A 14,913-nucleotide genomic window follows, 5' to 3' on the forward strand; every position below is an offset into this window, starting at 1 on the left:
CGGCGAGCTGCTTGCCGCCCTCACCCTCGTCCTTCACGATCGTGCCCGCCGTGCGCGCCGGACGCTCCGCGGCCGCCTCGACCTTCGTCCAGGCACCCTCCAGACCGACCTCCTCCGCCTCGATGTCGAGGTCGGACAGGTCCCAGGACTCAACCGGCTTCTTCTTCGCCGCCATGATCCCCTTGAACGACGGATACCGCGCCTCACCCGACTGGTCCGTCACCGACACCACCGCCGGCAACGACGCCTGCAACTGCTCCGAGGCCGTGTCACCGTCCCGGCGGCCCGACACCGCACCACCCTCGACCGACACCTCCGACAACAGCGTCACCTGCGGCACACCCAGCCGCTCCGCGACCAGCGCCGGCACGATCCCCGCCGTACCGTCCGTCGACGCCATCCCCGAGACCACCAGATCAAAACCGGCCTTCTCGATCGCCTTCGCCAGCACCAGCGACGTACCGATCGCGTCCGTACCGTGCAGATCGTCGTCCTCGACGTGGATCGCCTTGTCCGCACCCATCGACAACGCCTTGCGCAGCGCGTCCTTGGCGTCCTCCGGACCCACCGTCAACACGGTGATCTCCACGTCGTCGTCCGAATTCTCGGAGATCTGCAACGCCTGCTCGACCGCGTACTCGTCCAGCTCCGACAGCAGACCGTCCACATCATCCCGGTCCACGGTCAGGTCATCGGCGAAATGCCGGTCGCCCGTGGCATCCGGCACGTACTTCACGGTGACAACGATCCTCAAGCTCACGCCGGCTCTCCTCGATCAGCGATCAGAGCGTCCTCAGACTGCCCAGTAAAGTTCTACTGCCGTCAACGTATGGCACTCAGTTCCCTCTGTAAAGGTACGTAGTGCCAAAACGGGACGTCCGGTGTTACGTTCCCGGCATGAGCGAGGCGCGCGAGGTCACCGGTCCACGGAAGAAGGCACCCATGCGGGAGGTGCTGGCCGAGGCAGCGTTCCAGCTGTACCTGGAGCGTGGCTTCGAGCGGACGACCGTGGACGACATCGTCGCGCGCGCGGGTGTGGGGCGCCGGTCGTTCTTCCGTTACTTCCCGTCCAAGGAGGACGCGGTCTTCCCGGACCACGAGAGCTGCCTGGCCGACATGACCGCGTTCCTCGACGGGGCCGGCGACGACAGCGACGCGGTCGAGGTGGTGTGCGACGGGGCCCGCATCGTGCTGCGCATGTATGCCGCGAACCCCGAGTTCTCCGTCCAGCGCTACCGGTTGACGCGCGAGGTCCCCGGCCTGCGCACCTATGAACTCTCCGTCGTGCGCCGCTACGAGCGCACCCTCGCCGGGTATCTGCGCCGGCGGTGGAGCGACGCCGCGGACGGCGCGCTGCGGGCGGAGGTCGTCGCCGCGTCGGTGGTCGCCGCGCACAACAACGGCCTGCGCTCCTGGCTCCGTTCGGGCGGTGAGGGCGACGCCGAAGCGGCGGTCGACCAGGCCCTCGGGCTCGTCCGGCGGATGTGGGGCGAGGCGGGGCAGGCGCCCGGTGCCGCGGAGCCGGACGACGAGGTCGTCGTCATGGTGGCCTCGAAGGGTGCCCCCATGTGGCGGGTCATCCAGCGGGTGGAATCAGCGCTGCGGGACGACTGATACGGGCTGGACGGCTGTTCCGGCGCGAAGGCCCAAGAGAGGGTACTGGGTGTCTTTACCGCGCGGCACTGAGTGCCATACGATGCCAGAGGCGTCGCGGCCGCAGCCTCGGCGTACACCGGGCGAGCGCGGGAGGCCGAGAATGTCGGAGATGGCAGAGGTGTTCGGAAGCCGGATCGGGGCCGGGGCCGGGACGGGCGTGATGGCGCCGCCCGCGCACAAGGAGACGCCGGGCTTCGCCTACCAGCGGTGCAGGTGGTGTGCCTCGCCGTCGTTCCGGCGGCTGCTGTGCCCGGTCTGCGCGTCGAGCGATCTGGAGACCGAACACAGCGCGGGCCTCGGCGTCGTGGTCCAGTCCCGAGTGGTCCATCGCGGCACCGGCGCGGCCCGCAACGAGTCGCTGGTCCGCTTCCCCGAGGGCTTCGTCGTCCCGTGCCGGATCGTCGGCACAGCACCCCACCTGGTGTGGGTCGGAGCCCCCGTCCGGCCCGCGCGCGGCACCGTCGTCGGTGCCACGGCCGGAGAAGTCGTCTTCGAACTGTGCGAGTACGGGACGGACGACGGCGACGGCCTGCGCCGCTGAGCGAAGGTCACGGCGCAGGCGGAGACCGTCAGTCGAGCCCGGCGAGGAAGTCGAGCAGCGCGGCGTTCACCTCTTCGGGCCGCTCCTGCTGGATCCAGTGCCCGGCTCCGTCGAGGACGACACGGCCGCGCAGATCGGTCAGGATGCGCTCCATCTTGTCGTCCGGCATGAATCGGGCGACCGGGTCCTTCGAGCCCGTGACGAACAGCGAGGGGCAGTCGATCGTGCGGCCCGCCAGATGCTCGGTCAGGGACCAGGTGCGATCGAGGTTGCGGTAGTAGTTGAGCCCGCCGGTGAACCCGGTCCGGCTGAACTCATCCACATAATGCGCGAGTTCGGATTCGTTCAGCCAGCGTGGTGGCGGCAACTGCTCGTCGGGGCGGGCCGCCCACGCCGCCGAGTAGATCTCCCGGGTGACGAGCGTGCGGCGGACGTTCCGCGCGAGCTCGCGGTCGGCGATGCCCGGCTCCTGGAACCACACGATGTAGAAGTCGTCGCCGTTCCGCTTGCGCAGCAGGGGCAGCGGCGGCACGGGGGAGCGGGGCGTGGCCGGCACGCTCATCCCCGCGACGGCCCGCACCCGCTCCGGGTACGCCGTCGCCATCTGCCACACCACGATCGCGCCCCAGTCGTGGCCCACGAACACGGCGTCCTGCGCGCCCTCCGCGTCGAGCAGACCCGCGAGATCCGCGCACAGGGTCAGCGCGTCGTACGCGTCCGGATCGTCCGGGCGGGAACTGCCGCCGTAACCACGCATGTCCGGGGCCAGCACCCGGTAGCCCGCCGCGGCCAGCGCCCGCACCTGATGCCGCCAGGAGAACGCCAGCTCGGGGAAGCCGTGGCAGAGCACGACGAGCGGCCGGTCGGCGCCCCCGGCGGTGCCGGGGCCCTGCTCGAAGACCCGCAGCGTGATGCCGTTCGTCTCGACGTCGCGCACCGCGACGTCCTCCCACCCGGCCACCGGCGATGGTGTGGGCATGTGCGGAACCTCCTGCTCGTAGGCGTGCTCGATCATGAAAGCCGAGTGGGTGAGAGTGAAGTCGATCGAACCCTTCCGGCACAAGGGGCACAGCGGGGCCCGGAGTGCAGGGCGGGCGCCCGTCAACCCGACGCCACGGATTGAACCGGTCCTGGCCACCGCACCCTCAGCGGCTGAGGAGTGCGTCGACCGATGTGGCTCCACCGGTTCACGCACGGCCCACCGGGCCCGCGCGCCCGCCCCGCGGCCGGGTCACGACAAGTAGCCGGGGGAACACGAGGGTTGATGGGGCTGGTCCTCCAGGTGAAGGGTGCGCAAGGATGGAGGTATGACCGCGGCCCAGCGCGCCATGTCCCAACTGGGGACATGGCCGAACCTGGTAAGTGGCCCGCCCCGGTGCTCGGTTGGGCACGCCTTCGGTGCGGCGGGCCATGAACTCATCCATTTCCACGCCGACGACTGCGCCGATCTCTACCTGACCTCGTCGGCGGTGCAGCGGCTCCTGCCCCAGCTGCGGCACAGCAGCGCGATCCGGGTGCGGCCGGGCGACTCCTGGATCACCGTCCTCCTGGAGAGCGACACGGACGTCCAGTTGCTGCTGAGCCTGGTGAGCGTCGCGCTCAAGGAGCACGACGCCCACGCCTGCCCGTCCCCGCCCTGCGACTGGGAGCGGCCGAAAGCCTCGTAGGGCAGCTCAGTCCTCGAAGCGGTCGCCGAACTGCTCCAGCCGCGCCTCCTCCAGGTCCAGGACGTGCTGGGCGCCCTGCAGCGCGCGGGAGCTGTACGAGCCGCGGGTGCGCGCGGCGAGGAGAGCGTCGCGCTCCGCCGCGACGACCTGCAACCGAAGCCGGAGATAGACCAGGTGGGCGTCGTCGATGCCCCGGAACGCGGCGGCCGCCTTCTCGCGGTCCTCGTCCGAGTCCGCGTCCCGCGGCCGGATCAGACTGTCCTGCCGCACCCGGTCGAGCAGCGCGGGCGGCGCGTCGCCGGTCTGTGCCGCCTCGTCCAGAGAGGCGACCGCCGCGTCGGACATCTCGGTGACCAGCCGTCCGTACTCCTCGCGCAGCCGCTGCGGATCGTCGCCCGGGATGCGGACGGTGCGGATCACGGCGGGCAGGGTCAGCCCTTGCAGCAGCAGCGTCGTCACGGCCACGACGAACGCGATCACGATCAGCTGGGCGCGGTACTCGGTGTCCTCGGGCAGCGTCTGCGCGGCCGCCACCGTGATCGCGCCCCGCATCCCCGACCAGGCGAGGACCACACCGCCCTGCCAGCCGAGCGTCTCCGTGAGCCGGAAGTCGATGTCGGCGCTCGTGCGCTGCACCCGGCGTTCGATGTGCGCCTTCTTGCGCGGGGTGAACCGTTCGCTCAGGTCGAAGGTGTCGAGCCGCTCCTGCATCCGCTCGATCAGCGGCTTCGAGGCGGCCGCCCTGCGCGCGTCGCGGCGCACCAGTGCCACCAGCGGCACCACGAACACCATCCGTACGACGATGACGAGACCGGTGAGGGCCAGACCGTAGAGGATGACGCGGCCCGCGCCGAGCCCGTTGTCGTGGGCGTGCGCCTCGTCGAGCAGCGTCTTCAGGCCGAGCCCCATCAGCAGGAAGATCGAGCTCTCCAGGAGGAAGGCGAGGGTGCGCCAGTTCATCGCCTCGCCGATCCGGTCCTGGGCCCGCAGCAGCCGCGGGCTCAGATGCCCCGTCACCAGCCCGCAGACGACGACGGCGAGCACCCCCGACGCGTCGAACTCCTCGGCGGGCACATACGCGACGAACGGCACGACGAACGAGATCGCCGTGTTGAGCACGGTGTCGTCCAGGAGCGCGCGCACCCGGACGTTGACGAGGCCGACGACCACCCCCACCACGACCGCCACCGCGACCGAGAACACGAACTGCCCGGCCACGCCCCACAGGGACACCGCGCCCGCCATCGCCGCCACCGCGGAGCGCAGCAGCACCAGGGCGGAGGCGTCGTTGACCAGGCCCTCGCCCTCCAGGAGCGTCAGAAGACGTGACGGCAGGCCGAGTTTGCGGCCCACCGACGTCGCGGCGACCGCGTCCGTGGGGCTGATCACCGCGCCGAGCGCGAACGCGGCGGGCCAGCCGATGTCCGGCATCAGCACGTGCAGCAGCCATCCGGCCCCGAGCGTGGACACCGCCACCAGCAGAACCGCGAGCCCGCCGATGGCCTTGATGTCGCGCCGGAAGTCCTGCGCGGGCATGTTCACGGCCGAGGAGTAGAGCAGCGGTGGCAGGACGCCCGCCAGGACCCACTCGGGATCCAGCTGCACCACCGGCACACCCGGGACGAAACTCAGGGCGATGCCCACCACGACGAGGCTGAGCGGCGCGGCGAGCCCGAGGCGCTGCGAGAAGGCGGCCACCGCCACGATGCTCGCGACGCCGACGACGGCGATAAGTGTCACTTCCATGGCGGCCTCGCGGCGGACTGTGCAGTCTGGTGCATGCGGGCCATTGTGTCCGCGCCGGTGGCGGACGAGGCGAGAGACGAGGCCGAGATGCGCAAGATCGTCCTGATGATGGGGATTTCTCTGGACGGGTACGTGGAGGGCCCGGGCCGCGAGATCGACTGGCACCAGGTGGACACTCCGTTCCATCAGCACATGAACGACGTGCTGCGCCCCATGGGCGGCTTCCTCAGCGGACGCGTCACCCACGAACTGATGGCGGACTACTGGCCCGAGGCCGACGCGGCCCCCGGCGCGGAGCCGGTCGAGGCCGACTTCGCGGAGATCTGGCGCGAGAAACCGAAGATCGTCTTCTCGCGCACGCTGAAGCCCGGCCCCGCCCCCTGGCACACCACCGTCCTGCCCGAGGTCTCCCCGGCCGCGGTCCGCGCCCTCAAGGAGGAACCCGGCGGCGACCTCAGCCTCGGCGGCGCCGACCTGGCCGCCACCTTCCTGGAGCACGACCTCGTCGACGAGTTCCGGATCTACGTCCACCCCGTCGTGGTCGGCGCGGGCAAACGCCTCTTCCCGGACGGCCCGTTCGACCCGTCGCTCCTGCGCCTCGTGGAGACCCGGGCCTTCGACAACGGAGTCGTCCTGCTGCGCTACGAACGGGCGCCCGAGTGACCGGCGCGGCGGCCGGCGAATATCGCTGTGGGTGAAGTCGGCCGTTCCCGCGCGGACCCGCGCCTACGCTGACCTGATGAGCGCCCACGAGACCCGCAGGCCCCGAGCCGCCCTCGGCCCCGAGCCGCTGTGGCGGCATGTCGTCGGAGATGTACTGCGCCGCCGCCGGCGCGCCCAGGGACGGACGTTGCAGGACGTGGCCGACGTCGCCGGGATCTCCATGCCCTACCTCTCCGAGGTGGAGCGCGGCCGCAAGGAGGCGTCCTCGGAGATGCTCGCCGCCGTGGCCGGGGCGCTCGGCCTCGGCCTGGTCGACGTCCTGGCGCTCGCACAGGGCGAATTGGCGCGCGCGGCACAGGTCCGCAGGACCGTCTCGGTCACGTCCGCCGTGTCCGTCACGTCGGCCGTCTCCGTGCGCAATGCGTCTTCGGCCCAGGGGCGCGGCACGGTCTGCCTGGCGGCCTGACCGCCCGGCCGGGCCCGCTTCCGACGGGCGGTCAGTCGCCGAGCAGGTGGCGGACGAGGACCGGTACGTGGCTGTGCTCGACCTCCTTGACCGAGGTCACCAGCGTGACCCGGCCCCGCCGGGCCAGCTCCCGTACATGGGACACGAGCTCGGCGCGGACCGGAGCGGCCAGCTCGGCGGCGTAGCGCTCGGCGAAGGCGTCGTACCGTCCGTCGCGGTCCTCGTGGTACCAGGTCCGCAGCTCCTTGGACGGCGCGATGTCCCGCAGCCACTCGTCGACGGCGGCCCGCTCCTTGGAGATGCCGCGCGGCCACAGCCGGTCGACCAGCAGCCGGGTGCCGTCGGCCGGGGCGGGCGGATCGTAGACACGGCGTACGGCGACGCGGTCCGGCTGTGCGTGGGTGCTCATGGGGCCATTGTCGGGCGGATCCGCCGCCCGGCCAGCGCGTTCGCCTGTTCGGCGCACCCCGGATGGCCGAACGCCGTGCCCTGTGCGAAGAGTCGGACATGACCCAAGCACCGTACGACCCTCAGGCCCCGCACCAGACGCCCGCCGCCGACGGTCCGTCCCCCGATCAGGGCCCGCTCAACAGACTCGCGCAGAACGCGTGGCAGGCCGTGCTGCTCATGGGCGTCGCCTCCCTCGTCCTCGGCGTCCTCGTCCTGGTCTGGCCGGGTGCCTCGCTGTGGGCGGCGGGCGTGCTGTTCGGTGTCTACCTCGTGGTCAGCGGCGTCTTCCAGCTGGTCGCCGCCTTCGGCCGGCACGTCACCGCCGGGCTGCGGGTCGTGGCCTTCGTCAGCGGTGCCGTGTCGGTGCTCCTCGGCCTCTTCTGCTTCCGCGGCGCCATGCAGTCGACGCTGTTGCTCGCCCTGTGGATCGGCATCGGCTGGCTGTTCCGCGGCATCACGCAGACCGTCGCCGCGGCCGCCGACCGGACCGTGCCCGCGCGCGGCTGGCAGATCTTCCTCGGAGTGGTCACCGCCCTGGCCGGCATCGTCCTGATCGACTCGCCGTTCGAGTCGGTCGCGGTGCTCACCCTGGTCGGCGGTCTGTGGCTGCTCGTGGTCGGCGTGGTGGAGATCGTCACGGCGTTCGCGGTGCGCGGCAAGGCCAAGAAGATCCCGCACGAGGTGTGAACGCCGGACGGTCCCGCCGCGACGCGCGGCGGGACCGTCGGTTCAGGGCAGGGCGCGGTTCACACGCCAACGGTCTCCTCCAGCTCCTCCTCGACGACGTCCTCCTCCGCGGCGGGAGCAGGAACCGCGGCGGGAGCGGCGGCGTGCCGTGCCGGGGCCGTGCGCTCCTGCCGGCGCTCGGCGAGCGCCGCGACGCCGATGACGACGAGCCCGACGGCCAGCCACGCCACCAGCGTCCACAGGTTCCGGGCCAGGTCGTGGTGGCCGAAGTAGATCAGGCTGCGCGCTCCCTCGACGAAGCCCGCGCCGTTCCAGAAGGCGTGCAGGCTGCCGAAGAAGCCGTTCTGCAGCTCGGGCCGGAAGATCCCGCCGGAGCTGGTGAAGTTCAGCATCACGAACAGCACCATCACGCCGAGCGTCGTCCACCGCTTCAGGAAGGTGTGCAGGCCGACGCCGACGAACAGGATGCCCGCCGAGTACAGCCAGGCCATGCCCCACAGGCCCCACAGGTTCGTGTGGGCGAGGTGGAAGAGGGGTCCCGCGAACGCCGCGCCGATCAGGCTGACCACGCCCGAGACACCGACCACGAGCAGCGCCCTGGACCGCATCCGCAGGGCGGCTCCGGCGCCGCCGAGCACCGCCACCGACGCGTACGAGCCGATGCTGAGCGCGACGAGCAGGAAGAACAGCCCCTGGCCCGTCGGGTCGTCGTCCACCGTGGGCACCATGTCCGTGACCTTCAGCGGCTCGCCCTGCGCGGCCGCGACCGGCGTGAAGATCTTCTGGACGACGGAGACCGTGGTGTCGGAGCCGGCCGAGGCCACGATCAGCTCGGGCGTCCCGGCGCCCTTGCCCGCCGGGACGTAGGCACCGTCGATGTCCCGCGTCTTGAGCAGGTCGACGGCGTCGGCCCGGTCGTCGAGCGTACGCACGTCCAGCGCGTCGCCCGCCTTGTCCTTGACGGTCTGCGCGAAGACCTTCGCCTCGGCACCCGAGCCGACGACGGCGACGGGCAGATGGTGCGGCTCGGGGTGGGCGAACGCGCCCAGATACGCCAGGCCCATGCCCACGCACATCAGGAGCGGGGTGAGCAGATGCGTCAGCACGTGACGCAGCGCGGGATTGCGCGCGGGCATGAGCGGGACCTCCATGGGTTGGCTTATACAACTCTTACGCTAGTTGTACTGTACAACCGGTTGCCGGGGAGGAGTGCCGCGGAGGCTGTGAGCATGCCCACGCGGGGTGGGCGGGGGAGCGGGAGCGGGAGTGGCCGGAATCAAGCGGGCCGGGGCAGCGGCCGGTCCTCCAGGCCGACGGGCGGGCGCTCGCGGAATTCGTTACTCCGCCGCTCGTACGCCTGGAGCCGCTCACGCAGCGCGTGCAGCCTGCGGCCCGTCTCGTACAGATAGCGGACCTTCGTCCGTATCGTCCACGGGTCCACCGGCTTGACGACATAGTCGGCGACGCCCAGCTCGAAGGCCTTCGCCGCGAGGGCGGGGTCCTGGCCCGCGCCCGTGATCATCATGATCGGTATGTCCTGGGTCTGCTCCAGGCGGTTCATGTACTGGGCGACCTCGAAGCCGCTGAGGTCGGGCATGAGCACATCGAGCAGGACCACCGCGATACCGCCGCGCAGGACCGTCTTGAGGGCGTCGTCCCCGGAGCTCGCGCGGTCCATCGGGTAGCCGAGCGGGGCGAGCGCGCTCTCCATCGCGAAGAGCGTGTCGTCGCGGTCGTCGACGACGAGGATCTTGGGCTGTGCAACGGTGGGCATCGCCAGTGGCCTCCCCTCGCCGGCATCGACAGCATATGCCGGAACGCGGGGGATGGAAGGGGCTGTCAGTCCTCTCCGCGCACCAGATTCCACTCGTAATCCGGCTCATGATCGGGACCGGTCGGATCCGCGTCGTCGCGGTGTGCGGGGCGGAGGTGCGGACCTTGCCCTTGACCTCGCGTTTGGTCTCGGCCGGGTGCGGCGGACGCACGGTAACGGTCATGATCGCTCCTCTTTTCGAACTCTCTCGGTCGGATTCGGTCGAATTGTTTTGTAGACAACTCGGTAGACGCTCCTGAACCGTCAACGCGCGGCACCGTCAACAGGTGGCACGCGGCCGGTCGTTCGCGTCGGCTCCGGGTACCCCGGTGGGCGCGGGCCAACCGATCGCGCCGTCCCGGCGCCCCTGCCGAGGGCCGGCAGGTTTGGCGGGCCCGGATCCGGCTACCCGCTCTCCTCCACTCGCACGAGCCGTGGAAGGGAGCCGGGCCGTGACCCCCCTGGCGAAGCACGCGAACCCCCGCGCCGAGGAGACCCGGAGCGCCGAGCGCACCACGGCGGACGAACCGTCGAAGGACGTGCTCGTGCGCTTCCTCGAGGACCGCTTCGCCTGCGCCCAGGCCTGCACCGAGTGCGCCCGCGCCTGCGCCGTGCGGGTCAGCGCCACCGACCGGGCGGACATCGCCGCCACGGCACAGGGCCCCTCCCTCCCGCCGGCCGCGGGCGCCGGTCCGGACACCGGCGGCAGGGCGCCCCAGGAACCGCGGCGCACCCTGCTGCTCTGCGTCGAGGTCTGCGACGCGACCTGCCGGCTGCTGTCGGAGGAAGCGCTCCGGGACGAGTACGCCCTGCGCCTCCAGGTCGAGTGGTGCCGCGCCGTCGCCCTGGAGTGCGCGCACGCCTGCGACCGGGACCCGGGTGCCGGCGCCTGCGCCCGCCTGTGCCGGGCGTGCGCGCGGGCCTGCACCGACTTCCTCGCGACCCTGGGCTGAATCCCGTCTCCAGGTGGGGCCGTCCCCGCCATTCACAATTTCTGGAACGGGTTCTACTGTGTGCGCCGTCGAACCATGCCTGAAAGACCGTCAGGCGCCGCCCAGTTGACCGCCAGGAGGGGCCGTGCACCTCGAATACACGCCTGAGCAGCAGCAGTTGCGCACCGAGCTGCGCGCCTACTTCGCCGAGCTCGTGCCCGACAACGCCTATGCCCGTTACGAGGACCCGGCCGCCCAGAAGCGCTTCTACCGGGAGACGGTGCGCCGCCTCGGCTCCGACGGCTGGCTCGGGGTGGGCTGGCCCAAGGAGTACGGCGGTCGCGGCCTGACCCCGATGGAACAGTTCATCTTCTTCGACGAGGCCGCCCAGGCGGGCGTGCCGCTGCCGTTGATGGCGCTCAACACCGTGGGCCCGACGATCATGCAGTTCGGCACCGACGAGCAGAAGGAGTACTTCCTGCCGAAGATCCTCGCCGGGGAGATCGACTTCGCCATCGGCTACAGCGAGCCGGACGCGGGCACCGACCTGGCCGCGCTCAAGACGAAGGCGGTCCGCGACGGCGACGAGGCCACCGGCCACTACACGGTCAACGGCCAGAAGATCTGGACGACGAACGGCGACACCGCCGACTGGGTCTGGCTCGCCGTGCGCACCGACCCCGAAGCACCGCCCCACAAGGGCATCACCATGCTGCTCGTCCCGACGTCCGACCCCGGCTACTCCTGCACCGTCATCAACACCCTCGCCTCGCACGACACCACGGCGAGCTACTACGAGAACATCCGGGTGCCCGCCGCGCGCCGGGTCGGCGAGGAGAACAAGGGCTGGCGCCTGATCACCAACCAGCTCAACCACGAACGCGTCACCCTCGCCGCCCACGGCACCATGGCCATCCGCGCCCTGCACGACGTCCAGCGCTGGGCGATGGACACCAAGCTGTCCGACGGGCGCCGCGTCATCGACCTCGGCTGGGTCAGGAAGCGCCTCGCGCAGACCCACACCAAGCTCGACGCGATGAAGCTCCTCAACTGGCAGATGGTGAACGCCGTCCAGCATGGCACCCTCATGCCGCAGGACGCCTCCGCCGTGAAGGTCTACGGCTCCGAGGCACGCCGCGACGCCTACGCGTGGCTGATGGAGGTGGTGGGCGCCGCCGGGGCACTGAAGGAGGGGAGCGCCGGCGCCGTCCTCCACGGCGAACTCGAACGCGGCTACCGGTCGGCCGTCATCTTCACCTTCGGCGGCGGCAACAACGAGATCCAGCGCGAGATCATCTCGTGGATCGGGCTGGGGATGCCCAGGGTGCGGCGCTGACGGGTGGCTGACCGGCAGCCGGGCGGAATCATCTTGCAACTCTTCGGTGCACAGCGGAATTTCGGGGTACTGGGCTCGGCATGGCACCGAAGACCGAAGTACTCACGTCCCTGCGGGCCCTTCGACAACTGCGCCGCACGCGCGGCTTCTACCTGGCGGGTGTCCTGTTGTGGACGGCCGCGGCGGTCTGGACCGGGTTCGTGCATCCAGGCAGTCGGCAGATGTGGGTCTCGCTCCTCCTGGCGGCCGTCTTCGCCGGCCTGCTCGGCACCGCCTCCGTCTGGCTGCACCGACTGCGCACCAGCGCGCCGCAGAAGCCCGTGCACCATGCGCCGGGTCGTCGGACCGCCGTGGCCGGCTGAGTTCGTCCCGGCGGCCGGAACGCGCGGTGAAGGGGTGGGCCTCCGCGGAGAGCCCGCCCCTTTCGCCCGGTCCTTCGTGGAGGGCCGGGGCGCGCTCGTCACACCCGAAGCAGCAGCCGCACCCGCAGCCCCTCGGACGACGTGGACGACACGTCCAGCTTGTCCGCGACCGAGGCGGCGATGGTCCATGCCCAGCCGTCCGTGAGCGCCGCCTCGACCTGGTCCCCCTGGGGCTGCGGTTCATAGGCGAAGTCCAGGTCCACCCAGTCGTCGCCGGTACGCGCGGTCACGGAGGACACCTCGATGCCGTGGCTCTGGGCCGCCGAGATGAGTTCGGAGACCGTGAGCAGGGCGTCCGAGCGCGCCGACGGGGAGCAGGACGGCATGGTGTCGAGCAGGCGGTCCAGAGCCTCCTTCGCCTCCGCGGGGTCGGCCGGCCGCCCGGTGAGCCGGTGGTCCGTGAGTGGCGCTGTCATGCCTTCTCCTGCTGTCATGCCTTCTCCTCGGGTACCCCTCCGCCGGATCGGCGAAGGGTCGTCACGTCACTCGTGACCTGAGCCGAGGAATCCAAACGCCGCGACAGGTCGGCGGCCCCGCGCACCTGCCACGAAGCCGCGCAGCTCACCGCGGCACAGGCGGCGCGCGGGACGTCGTACCAGGAGCGCACCGGCTGCCCGGTGTCGCCCGCCTTGAAGCGGGCCTCGGCCTCGACCCACTGCCTGAGGGGGTCGGCCCCCGGGTGGTGCGCCGCCGCGGGAAAGTGCCGCAGGAGCACATCGCGGCCGGGCGGGACGCGGTCGTCCCGCTCGATGTCGACGCCCACGGGGCCGGGGCCCACGGCGGCGGCCACCAACCCGTCCGCGTGACTCATGCTGATCCCCAGCCCGGGCTGTCCCGGAAGAAAGGGACGTCCGTGCCCGGTTCCGCGGCAGTCGGGGCAGTGCTGGCGCACCTCCACCGCGTCCGGCGGCCGGCCGAGGACCCGGGCGACGCACCAGCGCAGCAGCAGACGCGCCGCCAGGACGTCGTCGCGCCGGGACGGCACCCGGACCAGCGCGAGGCGCCGGCGCTCCCAGCCGGCGAGCGTCCGCGCGTCGGCCGAGGGCGCGTCCAGCACTTCGGCGGTGCGGGCGATCGAGACGAGCGTCGGCCCCTCGGCCGGCCGAGGCGAGGACGGATCCGTCGCCCGCGCGCTCACGCCGTCGCGGTGCCGGAGGGCTCCAGGAACCGCTCCCGGATGCGGTCGAGCGTGCGGAAGTCGTCGATGGTCGACGTCTGGAGGTCGATCGTTTCGCCGCTGATCGATTCGAGCAGGTCGATGAATTCGAGGAAGTCCATCGAGTCGATCAGCCGGGCCTCGATCAGGTCCTCGTCGGGCGCGAGGTCACCTTCGAGTCCCGGGTTCTTCTCGTGGATCCACTCGATGACGGATTCCATGGCGTGCGCGGTCCTCACTGTGCGGAAGGGGCGGTGGTGCGGGCGGCGGAGTCGGAGGCCGTGTCCGTGGCGTGCCGGGCCCGGTCGAGCCGGTCGAGAGCGGCTTCGGCGGAGCCGTGCGTGAGGATCATCGCGTGCACCCAGCGCTCGACGCCGAAGGCGACGCAGGAGCTGAACGCGCTGCCGTGCGAGCCGGCGCCGATGCCCAGCCGCTCACCGAAGAAGTTGCGGTGCCGGTTCACGGAGGCGATGGCCGTGCCGTCGGAGGTGCTGTACTCGTGCTTGACGGGATCCAGCGCCATCAGTTTCGCCCGTGAGCCCTGCCGGTCGTAGAACGGGTCGTCCGCCGCCGCCCGGGTCAGGTCCAGGCCGAGCCGTCGCGCCAGCCGCACGATGAACTCGCCGCCGCGGTCGAGGTGTTCGGCGCAGCCGTCCTTGGTGCCCAGGTACAGCACCTCACGCATGTGGAAGCCGTGCAGCCTGCGCAGTCCGTCGTAGTGCGTCTCGTTGCGGAAGCAGCGGCCGGTCGCCGACAGCCGCAGCCCGTCCTCGCCGACGTCCTGTCCCTCCAGCGACAGCAGCAGGCCGTAGCAGGTGGCGGACGGCAGCAGATGTCCGGTCGCGCTCAGCGGCGCGTCGACCGGCGGACCGCCGTCCGCCAGCGCGTCCAGGGCCTCCGGGGCGAACCGTCCCGCGGGCACGCCCAGATGCGGGAAGTTGCGGAAGTAGTCGAGGCGCGCGAGCCCCTCGGCGGGCAGCAGCGGCGGTCCGAGGCACTCGGGAGCCGCCAACTGCTCGGCCAGGCCCCGCAGAAGCGCGTCGAGGCCGTGCAGCAGAGCCGTGTGTGCGGGGTCGAGCGCGAGCAGTCCGGCGCCGGGGCTGCGCAGCGTGGGCAGCGGCCGGGTGGTGGTGTTCATGCAATCCGCTTCCTGGGAAGTGGGCGGGCGCGGGGGAGCCGGGGCAGGCGTGGGGCGGACCGACGGTGATGTGCCGTCATGAGCGCTGCCATGGCGTCGAGTTGTGGACCCTAGGCGGACGGCATTGCAGTTGTCTAGACCAAAGGGTCGCGAGTTGGCCTGGTGGCCGAAAGTTATCGCTGCGTGGCGCAAGAGCCCGTAAATCAGGGGGACTTGACAGAATCTGCGGTCTAGACCAGT

19 protein-coding genes are annotated in these 14,913 nt (G+C 71.2%); 9 read left to right on the top strand and 10 right to left on the bottom strand.

Going from position 1 to position 14,913, the window contains the following annotated elements; translation table 11 throughout:
• Positions 1–760 (bottom strand): electron transfer flavoprotein subunit beta/FixA family protein (locus tag K377_RS20480; RefSeq protein WP_111665198.1); only part of this gene is annotated, 760 nt, incomplete at its 3' end.
• 137 nt (positions 761–897) lie between these two features.
• Here K377_RS20480 and K377_RS20485 point away from each other — a divergent pair.
• Positions 898–1,614 carry a TetR family transcriptional regulator gene (locus K377_RS20485; protein WP_111664894.1) on the top strand — a complete coding sequence of 239 codons (717 nt, stop codon included), beginning with the start codon at positions 898–900 and terminating at the stop codon, positions 1,612–1,614.
• Between the two features lie 202 nt (positions 1,615–1,816).
• Positions 1,817–2,197, top strand: coding sequence for a Zn-ribbon domain-containing OB-fold protein (locus K377_RS20490; RefSeq protein WP_111665199.1), 381 nt, complete (start codon positions 1,817–1,819; stop codon positions 2,195–2,197).
• A gap of 28 nt (positions 2,198–2,225) precedes the next feature.
• Here K377_RS20490 and K377_RS20495 read toward each other — a convergent pair whose 3' ends face one another.
• The gene (locus K377_RS20495; RefSeq protein WP_309252240.1) at positions 2,226–3,212 is read right to left on the bottom strand and encodes an alpha/beta hydrolase; all 987 of its coding nucleotides are present in this window, start codon (positions 3,210–3,212) and stop codon (positions 2,226–2,228) included.
• Positions 3,213–3,504: 292 nt separating this feature from the next.
• Here K377_RS20495 and K377_RS20500 point away from each other — a divergent pair, with 292 nt between their 5' ends.
• The gene (locus K377_RS20500; protein ID WP_111664895.1) at positions 3,505–3,864 is read left to right on the top strand and encodes a luciferase family protein; all 360 of its coding nucleotides are present in this window, start codon (positions 3,505–3,507) and stop codon (positions 3,862–3,864) included.
• A gap of 6 nt (positions 3,865–3,870) precedes the next feature.
• Here the strand turns inward: K377_RS20500 and K377_RS20505 are convergent, their stop codons facing one another.
• Positions 3,871–5,610, bottom strand: a complete 1,740-nt coding sequence (locus K377_RS20505) for a sodium:proton antiporter (protein WP_111664896.1) — start codon at positions 5,608–5,610, stop codon at positions 3,871–3,873.
• Positions 5,611–5,697: 87 nt separating this feature from the next.
• On the opposite strand from K377_RS20505, the gene K377_RS20510 reads away from it, so the two are divergent.
• Together K377_RS20510 and K377_RS20515 are read left to right on the top strand one after the other, a co-directional pair.
• On the top strand, positions 5,698–6,273 hold the full coding sequence (locus K377_RS20510) for a dihydrofolate reductase family protein (protein WP_111665201.1): 576 nt from the start codon (positions 5,698–5,700) through the stop codon (positions 6,271–6,273).
• A gap of 76 nt (positions 6,274–6,349) precedes the next feature.
• Complete coding sequence (locus tag K377_RS20515; protein WP_111665202.1) at positions 6,350–6,739, top strand: helix-turn-helix domain-containing protein; 390 nt, start codon at positions 6,350–6,352, stop codon at positions 6,737–6,739.
• Between the two features lie 31 nt (positions 6,740–6,770).
• Here the strand turns inward: K377_RS20515 and K377_RS20520 are convergent, their stop codons facing one another.
• Positions 6,771–7,148: a DUF488 domain-containing protein gene (locus tag K377_RS20520; protein WP_111664897.1), complete on the bottom strand. Its 378-nt coding sequence runs from the start codon at positions 7,146–7,148 to the stop codon at positions 6,771–6,773.
• Positions 7,149–7,246: 98 nt separating this feature from the next.
• Here K377_RS20520 and K377_RS20525 point away from each other — a divergent pair, with 98 nt between their 5' ends.
• Entirely contained in the window at positions 7,247–7,876 is a 630-nt protein-coding gene (locus tag K377_RS20525) for an HdeD family acid-resistance protein (protein ID WP_111664898.1), read from the top strand.
• Positions 7,877–7,935: 59 nt separating this feature from the next.
• Here K377_RS20525 and K377_RS20530 read toward each other — a convergent pair whose 3' ends face one another.
• Together K377_RS20530 and K377_RS20535 are read right to left on the bottom strand one after the other, a co-directional pair.
• Positions 7,936–9,012, bottom strand: a complete 1,077-nt coding sequence (locus K377_RS20530; protein ID WP_375605940.1) for a hypothetical protein — start codon at positions 9,010–9,012, stop codon at positions 7,936–7,938.
• Positions 9,013–9,152: 140 nt separating this feature from the next.
• Positions 9,153–9,650, bottom strand: a complete 498-nt coding sequence (locus tag K377_RS20535; protein WP_111664900.1) for a two-component system response regulator — start codon at positions 9,648–9,650, stop codon at positions 9,153–9,155.
• 578 nt (positions 9,651–10,228) lie between these two features.
• Between K377_RS20535 and K377_RS20540 the strand changes: the two genes are divergently transcribed.
• From K377_RS20540 to K377_RS20550, 3 genes are all read left to right on the top strand, one after another.
• Positions 10,229–10,642: a ferredoxin gene (locus tag K377_RS20540; RefSeq protein WP_111665203.1), complete on the top strand. Its 414-nt coding sequence runs from the start codon at positions 10,229–10,231 to the stop codon at positions 10,640–10,642.
• A gap of 124 nt (positions 10,643–10,766) precedes the next feature.
• Positions 10,767–11,957, top strand: a complete 1,191-nt coding sequence (locus K377_RS20545; protein WP_111664901.1) for an acyl-CoA dehydrogenase family protein — start codon at positions 10,767–10,769, stop codon at positions 11,955–11,957.
• 80 nt (positions 11,958–12,037) lie between these two features.
• Positions 12,038–12,319, top strand: coding sequence for a hypothetical protein (locus K377_RS20550; RefSeq protein ID WP_111664902.1), 282 nt, complete (start codon positions 12,038–12,040; stop codon positions 12,317–12,319).
• Between the two features lie 98 nt (positions 12,320–12,417).
• Here K377_RS20550 and K377_RS20555 read toward each other — a convergent pair whose 3' ends face one another.
• The 4 genes from K377_RS20555 to K377_RS20570 are packed head-to-tail and all read right to left on the bottom strand — an operon-like array spanning position 12,418 to position 14,673.
• A complete protein-coding gene (locus tag K377_RS20555; protein ID WP_111664903.1) occupies positions 12,418–12,795 on the bottom strand; it encodes a hypothetical protein in 378 nt (125 codons plus the stop codon).
• Positions 12,796–12,809: 14 nt separating this feature from the next.
• On the bottom strand, positions 12,810–13,517 hold the full coding sequence (locus K377_RS20560) for a 4'-phosphopantetheinyl transferase superfamily protein (protein ID WP_181512610.1): 708 nt from the start codon (positions 13,515–13,517) through the stop codon (positions 12,810–12,812).
• Positions 13,514–13,756: an acyl carrier protein gene (locus K377_RS20565; RefSeq protein WP_111664904.1), complete on the bottom strand. Its 243-nt coding sequence runs from the start codon at positions 13,754–13,756 to the stop codon at positions 13,514–13,516. Before K377_RS20565 ends, K377_RS20560 begins: the two co-directional genes overlap by 4 nt.
• 14 nt (positions 13,757–13,770) lie before the next feature.
• A complete protein-coding gene (locus K377_RS20570) occupies positions 13,771–14,673 on the bottom strand; it encodes a hypothetical protein (protein WP_111664905.1) in 903 nt (300 codons plus the stop codon).
• Between the last annotated feature and the right edge of the window lie 240 nt (positions 14,674–14,913).

The organism is Streptomyces sp. PsTaAH-137, assembly GCF_003259365.1.
Classification (GTDB): Bacteria; Actinomycetota; Actinomycetes; order Streptomycetales; family Streptomycetaceae; genus Streptomyces.

What these genes read in the sequence shown, in the direction of transcription:
- K377_RS20505 (WP_111664896.1), bottom strand. Translation starts at nt 5,610, where the DNA reads ATGGAAGTGACACTTATCGCCGTCGTCGGCGTCGCGAGCATCGTGGCG.
- K377_RS20515 (WP_111665202.1), top strand. Translation starts at nt 6,350, where the DNA reads ATGAGCGCCCACGAGACCCGCAGGCCCCGAGCCGCCCTCGGCCCCGAG.
- K377_RS20495 (WP_309252240.1), bottom strand. Translation starts at nt 3,212, where the DNA reads ATGATCGAGCACGCCTACGAGCAGGAGGTTCCGCACATGCCCACACCA.
- K377_RS20535 (WP_111664900.1), bottom strand. Translation starts at nt 9,650, where the DNA reads ATGCCCACCGTTGCACAGCCCAAGATCCTCGTCGTCGACGACCGCGAC.
- K377_RS20490 (WP_111665199.1), top strand. Translation starts at nt 1,817, where the DNA reads ATGGCGCCGCCCGCGCACAAGGAGACGCCGGGCTTCGCCTACCAGCGG.
- K377_RS20525 (WP_111664898.1), top strand. Translation starts at nt 7,247, where the DNA reads ATGACCCAAGCACCGTACGACCCTCAGGCCCCGCACCAGACGCCCGCC.
- K377_RS20500 (WP_111664895.1), top strand. Translation starts at nt 3,505, where the DNA reads ATGACCGCGGCCCAGCGCGCCATGTCCCAACTGGGGACATGGCCGAAC.
- K377_RS20485 (WP_111664894.1), top strand. Translation starts at nt 898, where the DNA reads ATGAGCGAGGCGCGCGAGGTCACCGGTCCACGGAAGAAGGCACCCATG.
- K377_RS20530 (WP_375605940.1), bottom strand. Translation starts at nt 9,012, where the DNA reads ATGCCCGCGCGCAATCCCGCGCTGCGTCACGTGCTGACGCATCTGCTC.
- K377_RS20550 (WP_111664902.1), top strand. Translation starts at nt 12,038, where the DNA reads ATGGCACCGAAGACCGAAGTACTCACGTCCCTGCGGGCCCTTCGACAA.
- K377_RS20555 (WP_111664903.1), bottom strand. Translation starts at nt 12,795, where the DNA reads ATGACAGCGCCACTCACGGACCACCGGCTCACCGGGCGGCCGGCCGAC.
- K377_RS20520 (WP_111664897.1), bottom strand. Translation starts at nt 7,148, where the DNA reads ATGAGCACCCACGCACAGCCGGACCGCGTCGCCGTACGCCGTGTCTAC.
- K377_RS20565 (WP_111664904.1), bottom strand. Translation starts at nt 13,756, where the DNA reads ATGGAATCCGTCATCGAGTGGATCCACGAGAAGAACCCGGGACTCGAA.
- K377_RS20510 (WP_111665201.1), top strand. Translation starts at nt 5,698, where the DNA reads ATGCGCAAGATCGTCCTGATGATGGGGATTTCTCTGGACGGGTACGTG.
- K377_RS20570 (WP_111664905.1), bottom strand. Translation starts at nt 14,673, where the DNA reads ATGAACACCACCACCCGGCCGCTGCCCACGCTGCGCAGCCCCGGCGCC.